Annotated in this window: 14 protein-coding genes and 2 rRNA genes; 12 read left to right on the top strand and 4 right to left on the bottom strand. The window is 62.2% G+C overall.

All coding sequences use genetic code 11. The features are described 5' to 3' along the window. The 6 genes from GJ700_RS12225 to GJ700_RS12200 all read left to right on the top strand — a co-directional run. A 23S ribosomal RNA gene (locus GJ700_RS12225) occupies positions 1–81 on the top strand; the annotation flags it as partial. Between the two features lie 103 nt (positions 82–184). Then, positions 185–297, top strand: a 5S ribosomal RNA gene (rrf, locus tag GJ700_RS12220). A 63-nt stretch (positions 298–360) separates the two neighbouring features. Next, entirely contained in the window at positions 361–921 is a 561-nt protein-coding gene (locus GJ700_RS12215; RefSeq protein WP_154374043.1) for a GNAT family N-acetyltransferase, read from the top strand. Between the two features lie 91 nt (positions 922–1,012). Continuing rightward, positions 1,013–1,723, top strand: a complete 711-nt coding sequence (locus tag GJ700_RS12210; protein ID WP_229506943.1) for an autoinducer binding domain-containing protein — start codon at positions 1,013–1,015, stop codon at positions 1,721–1,723. 70 nt (positions 1,724–1,793) lie between these two features. After that, a complete protein-coding gene (locus GJ700_RS12205; RefSeq protein ID WP_229506942.1) occupies positions 1,794–2,744 on the top strand; it encodes an ABC transporter ATP-binding protein in 951 nt (316 codons plus the stop codon). Next, a complete protein-coding gene (locus GJ700_RS12200) occupies positions 2,741–4,270 on the top strand; it encodes an ABC transporter permease (protein WP_154374041.1) in 1,530 nt (509 codons plus the stop codon). The genes GJ700_RS12205 and GJ700_RS12200 overlap by 4 nt, the downstream gene beginning before the upstream one ends. A 32-nt stretch (positions 4,271–4,302) precedes the next feature. On the opposite strand, the gene GJ700_RS12195 is transcribed toward GJ700_RS12200, so the two are convergent. Beyond that, positions 4,303–6,609: a glycogen debranching protein gene (locus tag GJ700_RS12195; protein ID WP_154374038.1), complete on the bottom strand. Its 2,307-nt coding sequence runs from the start codon at positions 6,607–6,609 to the stop codon at positions 4,303–4,305. Positions 6,610–6,745: 136 nt separating this feature from the next. Between GJ700_RS12195 and GJ700_RS12190 the strand changes: the two genes are divergently transcribed. From GJ700_RS12190 to GJ700_RS12170, 5 genes are all read left to right on the top strand, one after another. Next, complete coding sequence (locus GJ700_RS12190; RefSeq protein WP_154374036.1) at positions 6,746–7,444, top strand: response regulator transcription factor; 699 nt, start codon at positions 6,746–6,748, stop codon at positions 7,442–7,444. A gap of 8 nt (positions 7,445–7,452) precedes the next feature. Beyond that, entirely contained in the window at positions 7,453–8,682 is a 1,230-nt protein-coding gene (locus tag GJ700_RS12185) for a sensor histidine kinase (protein ID WP_229506941.1), read from the top strand. Positions 8,683–8,766: 84 nt separating this feature from the next. Beyond that, positions 8,767–10,401: a phosphoethanolamine transferase gene (locus tag GJ700_RS12180; RefSeq protein WP_371867926.1), complete on the top strand. Its 1,635-nt coding sequence runs from the start codon at positions 8,767–8,769 to the stop codon at positions 10,399–10,401. Next, positions 10,382–11,137 carry a phosphatase PAP2 family protein gene (locus GJ700_RS12175; protein WP_154374031.1) on the top strand — a complete coding sequence of 252 codons (756 nt, stop codon included), beginning with the start codon at positions 10,382–10,384 and terminating at the stop codon, positions 11,135–11,137. The genes GJ700_RS12180 and GJ700_RS12175 overlap by 20 nt, the downstream gene beginning before the upstream one ends. 107 nt (positions 11,138–11,244) lie before the next feature. Then, on the top strand, positions 11,245–12,177 hold the full coding sequence (locus tag GJ700_RS12170; RefSeq protein ID WP_154374029.1) for an exopolyphosphatase: 933 nt from the start codon (positions 11,245–11,247) through the stop codon (positions 12,175–12,177). Between the two features lie 94 nt (positions 12,178–12,271). Here the strand turns inward: GJ700_RS12170 and GJ700_RS12165 are convergent, their stop codons facing one another. Continuing rightward, complete coding sequence (locus GJ700_RS12165) at positions 12,272–13,531, bottom strand: nitronate monooxygenase (RefSeq protein WP_154374027.1); 1,260 nt, start codon at positions 13,529–13,531, stop codon at positions 12,272–12,274. 72 nt (positions 13,532–13,603) lie between these two features. Continuing rightward, positions 13,604–14,089 carry a YajQ family cyclic di-GMP-binding protein gene (locus GJ700_RS12160; protein ID WP_154374025.1) on the bottom strand — a complete coding sequence of 162 codons (486 nt, stop codon included), beginning with the start codon at positions 14,087–14,089 and terminating at the stop codon, positions 13,604–13,606. A gap of 133 nt (positions 14,090–14,222) precedes the next feature. On the opposite strand from GJ700_RS12160, the gene murB reads away from it, so the two are divergent. Beyond that, on the top strand, positions 14,223–15,251 hold the full coding sequence (murB, locus tag GJ700_RS12155) for a UDP-N-acetylmuramate dehydrogenase (RefSeq protein WP_154374022.1): 1,029 nt from the start codon (positions 14,223–14,225) through the stop codon (positions 15,249–15,251). Between the two features lie 91 nt (positions 15,252–15,342). Here the strand turns inward: murB and GJ700_RS12150 are convergent, their stop codons facing one another. Then, positions 15,343–16,404: a diguanylate cyclase gene (locus GJ700_RS12150; protein ID WP_154374020.1), complete on the bottom strand. Its 1,062-nt coding sequence runs from the start codon at positions 16,402–16,404 to the stop codon at positions 15,343–15,345. Positions 16,405–16,422: the final 18 nt, after the last annotated feature.

Genomic DNA, 16,422 nt, shown 5'->3' with positions numbered 1-16,422 from the left:
CCAGGACGTTGATAGGCTGGGTGTGGAAGTGCAGTAATGCATTAAGCTAACCAGTACTAATTGCCCGTACGGCTTGTCCCTATAACCTTGCCGGTTATACGCATTTACTCGATGATGAGTTACCCAAATTTACTTCTTCCGGATTGCAGTTGCTGGCCATAGCCAGTGACGCGACAAGTCAAAGCCTGATGACCATAGCAAGTCGGTCCCACCCCTTCCCATCCCGAACAGGACCGTGAAACGACTCTGCGCCGATGATAGTGCTGCAACCAGTGTGAAAGTAGGTTATCGTCAGGCTAGTTATATAGAAAAACCCCGCTGAGTTAGCTCTTGGCGGGGTTTTTTGCATTGGGACTCTTCATGGAACATCTGCAATTGCGCCAGGCCGTCGCCAGCGACCTGGCTGACATCATGCGTCTCGAGCGCGCCGGCTTTGCCCCCGCCATCCAGGAAACGGAAGCCACCTTTGCCGAACGGTTGGCCGCAGGCGGCGATGGCTGCTGGGTATTAGCCGATGGCGAGCGTGTATTCGGTTACCTGTGCGCTGAATTCTGGCGCTTTGAAGAGCCGGCGCCGCTGGCGCGTTTTGCACGCGACCATCGTGCGCAGGATACGCACCGCGCGGATGGCGAAGAAATCTACGTGTCGTCGATGGTGGTCGATCCCGTGCTGCGCGGCACGGGCTGGGGCCGGCGCCTGTTCAACGGCGCGCTGGCCGCGATGCGCGAACGCCATCACCAGTTGCGCAGCGCGATACTCATCGTGCACCCGGAATGGCACGGCGCCCGCCACATCTATCGCAGCGCCGGCTTCACGGAAATCGGCGAAGTGCCCGCGTATTTTGCCGCGCCGGACGGCATCCCCCGTGCCGCCATCATCATGCGCCGCGCATGCAGCGCCATTGCAACATCGCCTACTTGAATTTTTGACATTATTGATCCGGACTGCTACTGTCGCTCCACCTGTCAATGTTGACAGTTGACAGCTTCACCACCGCACGACAGATCCCGGATTGGACATACACGACATCACTGCGGCGCTCGATGCCGCCGACGGCGAGACCGCCATGCTGGCGGTGCTGGACCAAGCCGCCCGGGCATTGGGATTCGACTACTGCGCCTATGGCATGCGCTCGCCGCTGCCCCTGTCCAATCCCCGCGTCATCATGGGCAGCACCTATCCGTCCGCCTGGCAGCAACGCTATGCGGAACAGCATTACATGGCCGTCGACCCCACCGTAGCCCACGCCTTGCGTTCCACCATGCCGCTGATCTGGTCGGAACCCCTGTTCGAACAGGCGCGCCCCTTCTGGGAAGAGGCGCGCAGCCACGGCCTGCAAGTAGGCTGGGCGCAATCGTCCTACGATGCGCAAGGCAATGTCGGCATGATGACCCTGGCCCGCGGCGGCGAAGCGCTGACGGAACAGGAGTTGCGCGCCAAGACGCTGCAACTGTCATGGCTGACGCATGCCACGCATACCGCCATGGCGCGCATCGCTGCCAGCCGTCCCCGTCCCTACAGCGTCAATCCGGTTGAACTGACAGCGCGCGAAGCGGAAATGCTGCGCTGGACAGCCGACGGGAAAACATCCGGCGAAATCGCGCAAATCACGGCGATTTCCGAGCGCACCGTGAACTTTCACCTCAATAACGCGGTGGAAAAACTGGGCGCCGCCAACAAGACGGCGGCCGCTGTCAAAGCCGCCATGCTGCGCCTCCTGTAAAGGTTGACAGTTACTTGCAAAGCGCCGCTCGCGTTTAATGCCGTCATGGCATTAAACGAGGACAGACGCTATGAATCACGCAACGATGGAACGGTGGCAGGCCGCGCAGGAAACCGTTCTTCCCTATGAAGCGGTGTCGCCGCTGCTGCAATTGCAGGACGTCGGTTATACCTATGGCAATGGACAGCGCGCCGTCAGCGGCGTCACGCTGAACCTGGCGCCCGGCATCCTTGGCTTGCTGGGGCCGAACGGTGCCGGCAAGTCGACACTGATGCGCATGCTGGCGACCCTGGCAAAGCCAACGTCGGGCGCCATCCTGTGGAATGGTGAAGACATTGCCCGCCATCCCGATCCGCTGCGCCGCACGCTGGGCTACCTGCCGCAGGATTTCGGCGCCTATCCCTCGCTGACGGCGCGCGAATTCCTGCGTTACATGGGCGCCGTGAAAAGCTTGCCGCAAACGGGGCTGGGCCGCCGTGTCGATGATTGCCTGGAACTGGTGGGCTTGCAGGACGCGGCCAACCGCCAGATCGGTTCTTATTCGGGCGGCATGCGCCAGCGCGTCGGCATTGCCCAGGCGTTGCTGAACGACCCGGCCTTGCTGATCGTCGACGAACCGACGGTCGGCCTGGACCCGGAGGAGCGGTTGCGCTTCCGTAACCTGTTGACGGATTTGGCGGGCCGGCGGTTGGTGATCCTGTCGACCCACATCGTGCCGGACATCGAAGCCTCCGCCACCACGCTGGCAGTCATGGTGAAAGGCCGCCTGTGCTTTAACGGCATGCCGGAAGCCTTGCTGCATATGGCGCACGGCAAAGTGTGGGAGTGGACGGTGCCTGCCACCGAATTGCCTGCGTTGCGGGCCGCATTCCACGTCAGCGCATCGTTGCGCCAGCCGCACGGCGTGCGGGTGCGCATCGTAGCGGACCAGGCGCCATGCGGCGACGCGCACGCCGCCACGCCGGGTCTGGAAGACGCCTACCTGTACCTGCTGTCGCGCCATGAAGGAGGGCGGCCATGACCGAATCGCTGCACCGCTTCGGCGCGCTGCTGGTGGCGGACTTGCGCCAGCGGCTGCGCAGCCAGGTTTTCTGGGTCGTGCTGGCATTGTCGATCGGCCTGACGTGGCTGTGCTTCCCGCCCGCCACGGCGAAATACATCATCGTCGGCGTCAACGGCAATCACCGTGGCGCCTATTCCAGCGCGTGGATCGGCATGGTGCTGGCCATGCTGTCGATCTGGACGTCGCTGGCCGGCTTCCAGCTGTTGCGGGGGACCGTGCGGCGCGATTTCGACACGCGCGTGTGGGAATTGCTGGAAGCGACGCCGCTGAGCCGCGCCGCCTACCTGCTGTCCAAGTGGTGCAGCCACATGGTGGTGCTGGCCATGGTGCTGGCGCCGCAAGTGCTGGTGGGGCTGGCGGCGCAAATCTGGCGCGGCGAAGACAGCCATGTTGTCATGGGCCAGATGCTGGCGCCCGTGCTGCTGTTCGCCGTGCCGTCGCTGGGTATCACCGCCATGTTCGCGATCTGGTTCGACCTGATCCCGCGCCTGCGGGGCAATGCCGGCAACCTCCTGTATATCTTCATCTCGGCCGCGTCGATTGCGGCGGCAGCGGCATTCTCCGGCAGCCATCACTGGTTCAGCGACCCGCGCGGCATCACGCTGTTCCACGAAGCGCTGCGGGTCAACCTGGATGGCGTGCTGCCTGGGCCGCTGCAAGCGTGCATCGGCTGCGGCTTCCCCCGGCGCGACGCCATGCTGTTCGACTGGCCGGGTTGGAGCATGGCGCCGGCGCAGGTATGGGGCAGAGTATTGTGGCTGGCCATTTCGGTCGGGGTAGTGTTGCTGGCGGCGCCACTGCTGGACCGCATTGCCGCCGGCGGCCGGCGGATGGCGCAGCGCGGCCATGGCGTGCGGCGTGCGGACCGCTGGCTGGCAATCGTGCTGCAGCCGCTGCGCCGCACGCACGGCGGCGCCATGCTGGCGGCGGAATTGCAGCTGGCGTTGCAGGCCAGGCCGCCCATGTGGTGGCTGGGATCGGTGGCGGCGTGGGTGTTCCAATGTTCGCCCGCCGGCCCGTGGGCGCCCTATGGCGTGATCGGCGCGTGGCTGTTGCTGGCGCCGGTCTATGGCAAGGCGCCGCTGCGCGAAGTGCGGCATGGCGCGGACGCCATCATGTTTTCAGCATCGCAGGGCGCGCGCCGGATTTTCTTTGCCCGCTGGACCATGCTGCTGATACTGGGATGGCTGTGGACCTTGCCGGCCATGGTGCAGTATGGCGCGCATGCGCCGCTGGCCGCCCTGGCCGTGCTGGTGGCGGGTGGATCGCTGGCCAGCTGGAGCATGGCGCTGGCCGCGCTGGCGCGCAGTTCCCGTCCGATGGAAATCCTGTTGTGCGGGTTCGCGTATTTCGGCTTGCAGGGCATGGCGGTGCTCCATGTGACGGCGGATGCCGCATGGACGGTCATGTTGCACATGGCCCTGCTTCCCGGCGCGGGGATGGCCTATCTGCTGAGCTGGCCGCGCCTGACCTTCGCGGCCTGACCGCGGCCCGCCTCAGGCTTTGATAGCGCCGGTCACTTGGCGATCAGCACCAGCGTGCCCCTTCCGCACAGGCCGTACGACGTGTTTTCACCGCCGATCACGTCTTCACTGCCTGGCGCACGCACCTGGTTGCCGCCTTCCGCCCAGTTGCAGGTGTCGGTGACGCGGTACCAGATCTTGCCGTTGCCCGGCCATGGCAGCACGAAATTGACGGTGCCGCTCCACGCGTTATAGGCCGTGTAAATGGCCGATGCGGTATCGCCGAATTCCGAGCCATCGATGCGCCAGGCGATCGCATGGTTGGCGGCATCGTTGAAATACGAGGCATCGGCCACCTGTCCATTCGGCTTGAACCAGCGCAGCTGTTCCATGACGTTGCCGTTATTGTCGACCGACGAATAATGGTTGGCCGGACGCAGTGCCGGATGGGCCTTGCGGAAGGCGATCATGCCGCGTGCAAACGACTGGAAGTTGCTTTGATCCGTAGTCCAGCTCCAGCTTTGCCAGTTGGCGTTGGAATCGAGGTTATAGGGGTTGTTGTTGCAGTTAAGCGAGCGCAGCGACTCGTCGCCACCCACCATCATCGGCACGCCTGCCGACACCATCATCAGCGCCATGCCATTGCGGGCCGCCTTGCGCTGGTCGGCCGCGATACTGCCCTGGTCCCAGCTGTTGTTATTGTCTTCGCCGCCGTCGCTGGCGCCGTACGGCCAGGCCTGGCTATTGTTCTTGCCGTTGCAGCTGTACAGGTCTTTCAGCGTGAACCCATCATGCGCGGTCAGGAAATTCACCGAATGCCAGGGTTTGCGGCCGTCGTCGGCATACAGGTCGGATGAACCGGCGAAGCGGGTCGCCATGGCGCCGGTGCTGACGTCTTCCAGGCCCAGCTTGTTCTGGCTTTTGCGCACCGTGTCGCGGTAGGCGCCGTTCCATTCGGCCCAGCCGGCCGGGAAGCCGCCCACCTGGTAAGAGTTGCCGCCAATGGCCCAGGGTTCGGCAATCAGGTCGACCCCGGCGCCGCCGGTGGCGGGACGGGGCGGCAATTCCTGCACGATGCGGTTGAGCGCATTCGTGCTGTCCATCTTGTCGAAGTTGTAGCAGCCATGTTCGCAGGTATTGCCCAGCACCGAGGCCAGGTCGAAGCGGTAGCCATCCACCCCCAGCGTGTCGCGCCAGTACGCCAGCGAATCGACGATCAGGTTTTGTGCAACCGGGTTGTGCGTATTGTAGTTGCCGCCCACGCCGGTGTTGTCCCACGACGATTGCATGTCGCTGGTCAGCGAGTAATAGGCCGGGTTGTCCAGGCCGCGCATGCTCATCACGTTGTAGGTGGACGTATCCTGCGCCGACCATGCGCCGCCTTCGCCCGTATGGTTGTAGACCACATCGATCAGCACCTTGATGCCGGCGTCGTGGAATGCCTTCACCATGGCCTTGAATTCGCGGGTCGGACCGCCCGGCGACTTGTCGTAAGCGTAGCGGCGGTCGGGCGCAAAGTAATTGAGGGTCATGTAGCCCCAGTAGTTATCACCCGTGGTGGAGGTGGGATCGACATCGTTGGTGTCGTTCTGGGTTTCCTGCACCGGCAGGAATTCCACCGCCGTCACGCCCAGCGAAGCCAGCCACACCGCTTTCATGCCGGCGCCCTTGTAGGTGCCGCGATAGCCGGCAGGCAGCAACGGGTCGTTCATCGTCAGGCCGCGCACATGGGTTTCATAGACGACGTCATCCTTGAACGCCCGCGTCGGCCTGGTCCCGATCGATTGCGTGTCCGCCGCCAGCACCATGCCTTTGGGCGCCTGCGCGCCATTGTCGATGTTGCGGTACAGCGGGCCGCTGGCGTAAATGGTGCCGTCCTGCATGGCCGGCGTGACCGGGTCGTGACTGAGCTCGCGCGCATACGGGTCGCTCAGCAGCTTGTTCGGGTTGAAGCGGTTGCCGGCTGCGTCGACATCACTGATAAACCCGGTGGACGATCCCTTGGCCCAACTGGCCTGGTAGGGCCAGTTCGGCCCCCACGCGCGGTAGCCATAATAGACCGTACCGGTGATGCCATAGCCGGCCAGGGATGAGACCGGTACGCTGGCGCTCCAGACATCGTTGGCGCCCCTGGTGAGCACCACGCGGGCTTTTTCCTGGGTGCCGGAAGCGGAGCTGTACAGGTACAGCTCGATACGGGTGGCCCGGCTGGAATACAGGCGGAAGGTGATGTTCGATTGCGTGGCGTCGTAGGCGGCGCCCAACTGGCTGGCGTTGATGGCGGCGGTGGCCGGTGCGGGCGCGGCCGCGCCCAGCACGCAGGCGGCTGCCGCCGCCAGCGCGAATTGGCGTAATTTCATGATGTCCCCCGTATTTTGACTACTGTTTTATATTGGTGTGGCAAGAAAATGTAATGTTCTTATGAGGTTGATGTCAATGAATATTGTTAGTTGGTTGTAGTTTCATTACAAAGCTGCGACCCGCTAGAATACGCCCATGCGCCTCCTGATCATTGAAGACAACCCGGATATCGTTGCCAACCTGTACGAATTCTTTGAGCCCCGGGGGTATGTGCTCGACTCGGCCCCGAACGGTTATGCGGGACTGGGACTGGCCACCCAGCATCAATACGATGCGGTGGTGCTCGATGTCATGCTGCCCGGCCTGAACGGCGTGGAACTGTGCCAGAAGCTGCGCAATGAATTGCACGTGTCGACGCCCGTGATCATGCTGACGGCGCGCGATACGCTGTCCGACAAGGCAGCCGGTTTCGATGCCGGCGCCGACGATTACCTGGTCAAACCCTTTTCACTGCTGGAGCTGGAAATGCGCCTGAAGGCGCTGGTGCGCCGCGCCCGCGGCATGGGGCAGGGCGCAACCGTGCTGCGCGTGGGCGACCTGGTATTCGACACCAGCACCTATACCGCCACGCGGGCCGGCAAGCCGCTGGCGCTGACCCGTACCGGCTACGTGCTGCTGCGCTGCCTGATGCGGGAAGCACCCCGGCTGGTATCGCGCGATACGCTGGAACATGAAGTGTGGGGGGAAGACCGTCCCGACAGCGATGCGCTGCGCACCCATTTGCACGCGCTGCGGCAGACGCTGGACAAACCGTTCCCGTTCGCCATGCTGCGCACCGTCCCGGGGATTGGTTACAAGTTGCTGGCGCCGGGCGATGAGGCCGCCGCGCCATGAGGCGCGCGATGGAAAGCCTGAAGCGCCGCGTGGCCATCGGCTACACGCTGTACGCGCTGGGCTTTGTCCTGTTCTTTACCTTTATCGCGGCACTGGCCGTGGAAGGCATCGAGGAACACCTGGTCAACAACCGCTTGCGCGACGTGGAAGTGTGGGCCGCGCCGCGCAGCATTGCCGGCTTGCCGGTGGAAATGCCGGCGGGGCTGAGTTTTCACCGTGGCGCCGATATTCCCCGTTCCCTGCGCGGACTGCCCGGCGGCTTGCAGGAAAAGCACGTGGATGGCGTGGGGCTGCACATCCTTGCCGGCAGCGATACCCATGGCGATTACGTGGTGGTCGACCATACCAGCGATTATGAAAAAGTCGAGCTGGTGGTGTATTCGATGTTCGCCGCCAGTTTCATCGGTTTCCTGGCGTTCTCTTGGTTCCTCGGCGGTTATGTGGCGCGCCGGCTGGTGACGCCAGTGGAGGAACTGGCGGCAGCCGTGGCCGGCGGCGCCAGGGAATTGCCGCTGCAGCAGCGCGACGATGAACTGGGCTGCCTGGCCCGCGCGTTTGCGGCCCATACGGATGAATTGCGCGCAGTGCTGGAACGGGAACGATTTTTCACGGGGGATGTCAGCCATGAATTACGCAGCCCGCTGACGGTGATCATGGGCGCGGCGGAAGTGTTGATGGCGAACAGCAGCAACCCGGCAACCCAGACAGCGGCGGAACGCATCTACCGTGCGGCGCAGGACGCTGCGGGCTGCGTCCATGTGTTGCTGTTGCTGGCTCGTGCACCGGACCTGACGCACATGGATGAGGTCGACATGGCCAGTGTGGCGCAACGTGAAGTGGATGCTTACCGCCCACTGCTGGCGAACCGGCCGGTTCGGCTGTCCTATGAAGGCGGTGCGCCATTCGGTGTCCGTGCGCCGCGCGAACTCTGTGCAGCGGCGGTCGGCAACCTGGTGCGCAATGCCTGCCAATACACGGAGCAGGGCGAGATCATGGTACGGCTCGATGGCCGCCGCGTCATCGTCGAGGACAGCGGGCCCGGCTTGCCGCCAGCCGTGCGGGCGGCGCTGGCGGGACAGGCCGCCGCGCCGCCATCGGGCGCCTCGGCCGGCACCGGTCTCGGGCTGGCGTTGGTGCGACGGATTTGTTCCTATGTCGGCGCCACGCTGGAACTGAAAGACCGCCCCGGTGGCGGCAGTATTTTTACCCTCGATTTCCACAATTTAACGATTCCTTAACGCAACGCTGACGGGGATTTGCGCGCTCGTCCGCTATCTTGCACACTCGCGCCAATGGCGGCGCACGTCTGCATAGGATAGCTTGTGAGATTTTCACCCCGTATCAGCGCCCCCCTGTTTTCCGTTGTCGCATCGTCCTTCCTCGTGCTGGCATATAACCAGGCATTCTGGCAACGCTTCCTGATGGCGACGGGTGGTTTCAGTTTCGGTAACTTGCCATTGCTGGTTGCCACGTTCGCGCTGCTGGTACTGGTATTCAACGCCTGTCTCAGTCTCATCAATTTCAAGCCTGTCATCAAGCCGGTCGTGATGCTGTTGCTGGTGGTGACGTCTGCTGCCGCGTATTTCATGAACCAGTACGGCGTACAGATCGACAAGGCCATGGTGCAAAACGTGGTGGAAACGGATACGCGCGAGGCGGCCGAACTGCTGAGTGCAAAAATGATCGCTACCATCGTCCTGCTCGGCATCTTGCCGGCGCTGCTGGTGTCGCGCCTAGAGTTGACTTATCACAGCAGCAAGGGCCGCCGTCTGCTGATCAACGCGGGCATGGTCGCGGGTTCGCTGGCGCTGGCGGCCGGTATCCTCATGCTGTTCTTTAAAAGCTATGCGCCGACCTTGCGCGAACACCGCGAATTGCGATTCCTGCTGACGCCCACCAATTACATCCAGGCGGTCAACGGCTTCGTCAAACAAAAGCTGGCGCGCCCCACCGTGGTGGCGCCACTGGGCCGGGACGCGGCGCGGGGCGTGACGTGGGCAGGCCAGCAGCGCCGCACCGTCACGGTGCTGGTGGTGGGCGAAACCGCGCGCGCCATGAATTTTTCGCTGAACCAGTACCCGCGCACCACCAATCCGCAACTGGCGCAGCGCGCGGGCCTGATCAATTTCAGCAACGTGTCGTCGTGCGGTACCGCCACGGCGGTGTCCGTGCCCTGCGTGTTTTCCGCGCTGGGTCGGGAAAATTATTCGGACGGCAAGGCGCAAAGCCAGGAAGGCGTGCTGGACGTACTGAAGCATGCCGGTCTGGACGTGGTGTGGATCGACAATAATTCCGGCTGCAAGGGGGTGTGCGCGCGGGTCGGCTATGAAGATATTTCGCAGCCGGTGGCGGGCGACCCGCTGTGCAATACCGAGGAATGCTTCGATGAAAAGCTGCTGCAGACGTTGCCGGAACGGATACGCAACGCGAAAAACGACCTGGTGATCGTGCTGCATCAGAAGGGCAGCCATGGTCCCGCCTACTGGAAGCGCTACCCGGCCGCGTTCGCCAAATTCGGCCCGGTGTGCGAGACCAACGACCTGGAAAAATGCAGCCGCGAACAAATCACGGCAGCCTACGACAACACCATCCTGTACACGGACTATGTGCTGGATAAGGCCATCGGCTTGCTGGCGCATGCCAGCGCCGAGGCGGGTGTCGATACGGCACTGATGTATTTCTCCGACCACGGCGAATCGCTGGGCGAAAAGAATATGTACCTGCATGGCGCGCCTTACATCATTTCGCCGCCGGAACAGCGCCGCGTGCCATTCATGCTGTGGATGTCCGACCATTATGCTGACCGCTTCAAGATCAACCGCAGCTGCGTGACGGCGCGCGCGGGCCAGCCGTTCTCGCACGATAACGTGTTCCACTCGGTGCTGGGCATGCTGGATATCAGCACCGCCGTCTACAACCCCGCGCTGGATATCTTCAATGCCTGCACCCATGGCTGAACCGCTGCTGTCCGGCCGCTCGCTGCGCCTGTGGGCGGGCGCGCTGGTCGTGGCTGCATTGCTGATCCTGGTCGAAGGGAACAGCGGGCTGGATGTGTGGATGGCCGATGCCATGTTCGATTTCCACACGCATGAATTCCCCTGGCAGCACGCGTGGCTGACGGAGCATTTCGGCCACGGCACGTTGAAGGTGCTGTTGACGGGGCTGGGCGCACTGCCCATCGCTGCGGTGGTGTGGGATGCACTGCGGCGCGGCCGCGCGCTGACGCCGTGGTGGCGCCTGCGGGTCAGGCTGCTGGCGCTGTGCACGGCGCTGATTCCGCTGGTGGTTTCGCTGCTGAAGCGCGCCAGCCATTCGCACTGCCCGTGGGACCTGGAACGCTATGGCGGCTACCAGCCGTATTACCGTTTGCTGGAACATATTCCGCGCTGGGTCGAAGCGGGCCATTGCCTGCCGGGCGGCCACGCGTCCAGCGCCTTATGGCTGGTGGGCCTGGCTGTCTTCTGGCTGCCGCACGATGCGCGCAAGGCCGCCACGGTGGCGGGCTGGGCGCTGCTGTTTGGCGGCCTCGTAGGCTGGATGCAACAATTGCGGGGGGCGCATTTCCTCAGCCACACGCTGTGGTCGATGTGGATCGCCGCCGCCATGTTGCTGGCGCTGCTGGCCGCGCACCGTGCGTGGCTGCGGACAGCCCATGCACGCGAGGCGGCGGCACTGCAACGCATTGCAAATTGATGTTGCTGACACTGGGCAAGCCAGGGAGTTGAGTTGTATTATTCATTATTGCATCTTCATTATGAGATGCGGGATGTTAGCTACTTCTCAACTAAAAGGTGTTTTCCATGTCAGCAAATAAATATCGCCTGGTTACCCGCAGCGACTTCGATGGACTGGTCTGCGCGGTGCTCTTGAAGCACCTGGACATGATCGACGATATCCTGTTCGTGCACCCGAAGGATATGCAGGATGGCAAAATCGCCGTCAGCGACCGGGACATCACGACCAACCTGCCGTATGCCGCAGGCGTACACCTGGCATTCGACCACCACCTGTCGGAAACCATCCGCAATACGGGTGAGCGCAACAACCACATCATTCATCCGAGCGCCCCATCGGCGGCGCGCGTGGTGTACGACTATTACGGCGGCCGCGCCGCGTTCCCGGCATCGTGGGACGACATGATGGCGGCGGTCGACAAAGGCGACTCGGCCCGCTTCAACCGCGAAGAAGTGCTGAATCCGCAAGGCTGGGATTTGCTGAACTTCCTGATGGATGCCCGTACCGGCCTGGGCCGCTTCCGCGACTTCCGCATCTCGAACTACAACCTGATGATGGACTTGATCGATTACTGCCGTAATCACACCATCGCGGAAATCATGGACTTGCCGGACGTGAAAGAGCGCAAGGACCTGTATTTCGACCACAGCGAAAAATGCAAGGAACAGATCCTGCGCTGCGCCACCGTGCATAAAAACCTGGTGGTGCTGGATTTGCGCAACGAGGAAACGATTTTCGCCGGTAACCGTTTCATCATTTATGCGCTGTTCCCGGATACGAACATTTCCATCCACGTGCTGTGGGGCCTGAAAAACCAGAACACCGTGTTCGCCACCGGCAAATCCATCCTGAACCGCACGTCGAAAACCAACATCGGCGCGCTGATGCTGGAATATGGCGGCGGCGGCCATGAAAATGCGGGTACGTGCCAGGTCGATAATGAAATGGCGGAAGACGTGCTGGGCGCGCTGATCCAGCGCATTACCAGCGAAGGCTGATCCCTCCCGCATCCCAATAAAAAAGGCGCTTCAACCGAAGCGCCTTTTTTGTTGCGTGCCGCATTAATTCATTTCACGTTCAACCGCAAACGAATTAGAGTTCTTTCTCAGGCAAGGCAATAGTATTGTCCGTGCTGAACTGGTAGTCCTTGAACACGTGCTCCGCGCTCAGCAACTGGTAGTCGCCGTTTGGCAGCTTGTGCGACGTATCCTTGAGGCGGTAGGTGTAGTGGCCGCACGTCCAGCAATTGAAATTGCGCATGTGCGTGCACAGACAGGTCTTGTCCATCACGGAAATGCCCTTGTCGCTGCCGTTATTGGCCAGCACTTCGCGGTTGTACGAATTGATGTACGCGCAGTTGCCGGACGCATCGAGCAGGTAGCCATACGATTCGCAGCCCGGGCGGATGCCGGCGCCAATGGCGGGGGTGTTCTTCAGCATGCGCATCGGGTAACCGGTCGGCGACACGCCGTTGACGATGATGTCTTCTTCGCTGGCCTTGAAATATTCCTGCTTGACCTTGTCCGGCAAGCCGCATTCCTTGGTGACGGTGAAGCGGGTGGCCACCTGCACGCCGGCCGCGCCCATTTCCAGGAACGATACGGCGTCGCTGCCCGTGAAGACGCCGCCCGCGGCGATCACGGGAATGCTCAGCCCTTCTTTTTTCAGGTAGTCGAGGACTTCCTGCGTGATCACGTGCAAGTCGAATTCTTTCCAGTCATCCAGGCCGAAGCCCAGGTGGCCGCCGGCCAGCGGGCCTTCGACGATCACGTAGTCCGGCAGGCGGTCCAGTTTGGCATTTTTGCGCAGGAAGATTTGCAGCGCGCGCACGGACGACACGATGATGCCCAGTTTGGCTTCGCGGAAGCGCGGGTGGTCCGCCATCAGCGCGAACGAGCCGAAGTGCAGGCCGGCCGACAGCGTGATGCCGTCGATGCCCGCGTCCAGCGCCGCGTTCAGGCGCGTGCGCAGGGTTTCTTTCGGGCCGTTCATGGTCAGCTTTTCCATGCAGTTCACGAAGATCAGGCCGGGACCTTTTTTCGCTTCCATGGTGCGGCCGATGTGCAGGCGCTGCGCTTCAGCCAGGCGTTCCAGGTCGAACTGCACGCTGGACTTGTCCATGTTCAGGATGTTGTGCTTGTACAGCTTGGTCTTATCCTTGACGAAGGTGGTGTCGAAGCGGCGGTCCGACACGTCTTCCACCATGGCGTCCGAGATATGCCCGATGCCGCCCAGGCGGGCAGCTTCCAGCGCCAGTCCGGCCGTGGAGATATCCACGCCCATGCCGCCGATCATGATGGGCACATATTCCTTGTCGCCAAAACGCAGGCGGAAGTCGTCAACTCGTTTCATTACTGTCCTTAAACTACGTGAAGCAGCAGGGCCGCATTTGGCCCTGCTTAACGGTGCATGGAGGTGGAAAGGTTAGTCGCGGAAATTATTGAATTCCAGCGGGGTGTCCGGTACATCCTTGCGCAGCAATTGCATCGCCGCTTGCAGGTCGTCGCGCTTGGCGCCGGAAACGCGCACGGTTTCGCCCTGGATGCTGGCTTGCACCTTCATCTTGCTTTCCTTGATGACCTTGGTGATCTTTTTCGCCGTGTCGGTGTCCAGGCCGTTCTTGACCTTGATGACTTGCTTGACCTTGTCGCCGCCGATTTTCTCGACCTTGCCTTCATCCAGGAAGCGCACATCGACCTTGCGCTTGGCCAGCTTGTTGGTCAGGACGTCGCGTACCTGGCTCAGCTGGAAGTCGGAATCGGCAAACGCGGTCAAATCGTTTTCCTTTTGTTCGACGCGGGCATCGCTGCCTTTGAAGTCAAAACGGGTAGAGATTTCCTTGTTGGACTGATCGACGGCATTACGCACTTCGATCATGTCGGCTTCGGAGACAACATCAAACGACGGCATGATAAATCCTTTAATATTAATGCTGCGGCAAGAGGGCAGCCGCAAAGATGTGCCATTTTAACGGACAACGGCCCGAACGCTCGGTCGTTTTTGTTGGGATGGCACTATAATTGACCAAATTACTCGGTCAGCCATGCAAGAAAATCTCCCCATCGTTCACGCTTTTCCCCTTACGTCACTCAATACTTTCGGCATTGCCGCCCATGCTTCCGCGTATTTGCGGGTGGAGTCCGGCGCGCAATTGCAGGCGGCGCTGGCCGATCCGGAACTGGCCGCCATGCCGCGCCTGGTGCTGGGCGGCGGCAGCAATTTGCTGCTGACGGGGGATTTCAACGGCCTGGTGCTGCACATTGCGCTGCAAGGCAAGGATGTGCTGGCAGGGACGGACACCCATCACCACGTGCGCGCCGCCGCCGGCGAAAACTGGCATGGCTTCGTCCAGTGGACGATCGAACAGGGCATGCCTGGCCTGGAAAACCTGTCGCTGATCCCCGGCACCGTGGGCGCCGCGCCGATCCAGAATATCGGCGCCTATGGCGCGGAAACCAAGGATTATTTCCACAGCCTGACGGCATTCGACCCCGCCACAGGGCAATTCGTCACGATGGACCGCGAAGCGTGCCGTTTCGCCTATCGCGACAGCATTTTCAAGCAGCAAGCAGGTAAACAACTGATCATTGTCGATGTGACGTTTGCACTGCCCAAGGCCTGGACGCCGAATTTGCGCTATGCGGAACTGGCGCAGGCGGTTGCGGCGCAGGGGCTGACGGCGCCGACGGCGCGCGACGTGGCCGATACCGTGATTGCCGTGCGCCGCCGCAAGTTGCCGGATCCGGCCGACATCGGCAATGCGGGCAGTTTCTTCAAGAATCCGGTGGTGACAGCCGATGCCTGCGAGCGCCTGCTGACGCAATTCCCGGCGCTGGTGCATCACCGGCAGGCCGATGGCACGGAAAAGCTGGCGGCCGGATGGCTGATCGACCAGTGCGGGTGGAAAGGGCGCGCGCTGGGCAATGCCGGCGTGTATGAAAAGCAGGCGCTGGTGCTGGTCAACCGGGGCGGCGCCACGGGGGCGGAAGTGCAGGCGCTGGCGCGGGCGATCCAGGCGGATGTGCAGGCGCGTTATGGCGTGTTGCTGGAGCCTGAGCCGGTGTTTGTTTGACGTTGGCGGGGGCTTGGCGGCTTTGCTTGCGCAAAACCGCCCTACGGATTTTTGGGCGCGTTTTTCTGGACGGCGGTTGCCCGGCATGGGGTCAGGCTGTTGCTTCTCCTGCTGCCGCCACCTGATTACGGCCGCCGCGCTTGGCCGCGTACAGCGCGCTGTCTGCGCTGGCCACCAGGTCTTCCACACTCGATTCCGGCGTCGGCACCACGCTGGCCACGCCGACCGACATCGTCACCACGCCATGCGGCGAGCCGCTGTGCGCGATGCGCAGCTGTTCCAGGTGGCGCACGCATTCCTGCGCCACGATCCGGGCGCCCTCCAGCGGCGTATCCGGCAGCACGATCGCAAATTCTTCACCGCCATAGCGGGCTGCCAGGTCGGCGGGGCGTTTCAAGTGCTCGGTCAGCACGGCCGCGGCTTTTTTCAGGCACAGGTCGCCGCTGAGGTGGCCATACGCGTCGTTGTATTGCTTGAAGAAGTCGATGTCGCACATCAGGAGCGACAGCGGCTGGCGGTCGCGTTGCCCGCGTTGCCATTCCACCCGCATGGAATCGTCGAAACGGCGGCGGTTGGCGATCCCCGTCAAGCCGTCGAGCGCGGCAAGTTTTTGCAATTCAATATTGGCGTCCGCCAGCTGCTTCTGGCTTTCGCGCAGGAAGCGGAACGCCTGGTCGCGCTGCAGGCGGCTGATGTGCGCATTCGAGTGGTAGCGCACGCGCGCCAGCAATTCCAGCTTGTCGGGCAGCTTGACGATGTAATCGTTGGCGCCCACGGCAAAGCTGTGCGCCTTGAGTTTCGGATCTTCCTTGGCCGACAGCACGATCACTGGCACATGGCGCAACATTTCATCGTCACGGTATTGCTTGATCAGGCCAAAACCATCGATGTTCGGCATCACCAGGTCTTGCAGGATGACGGTCGGATGCAACTGGGCCGCCGCCTGGGCCGCCAGGCTGGAATCGGTCACGTAGTGGAATTCGATGTCCGCCTGTTCGCTCAGCATGCGGCGCACGGCTTCGACAATAATCAGCTGGTCGTCCACCAGCAGGACGCGGACTTTGAAAACAGTCAGGCCGGGATCCGGATCCGGCTGCAACTGTGGCGGAGGCAGCGGCTGCGGCGCGTTGCCGGGCAACGTAATGTCAGACATGTAATTCTCTTTGGTTAT

Source organism: Pseudoduganella rivuli (assembly GCF_009674485.1).
Lineage (GTDB): Bacteria > Pseudomonadota > Gammaproteobacteria > Burkholderiales > Burkholderiaceae_D > Rugamonas > Rugamonas rivuli_B.
The sequence above is the reverse complement of the archived record's forward strand: the minus strand, read 5'-3'. Positions and strand labels throughout refer to the sequence as shown.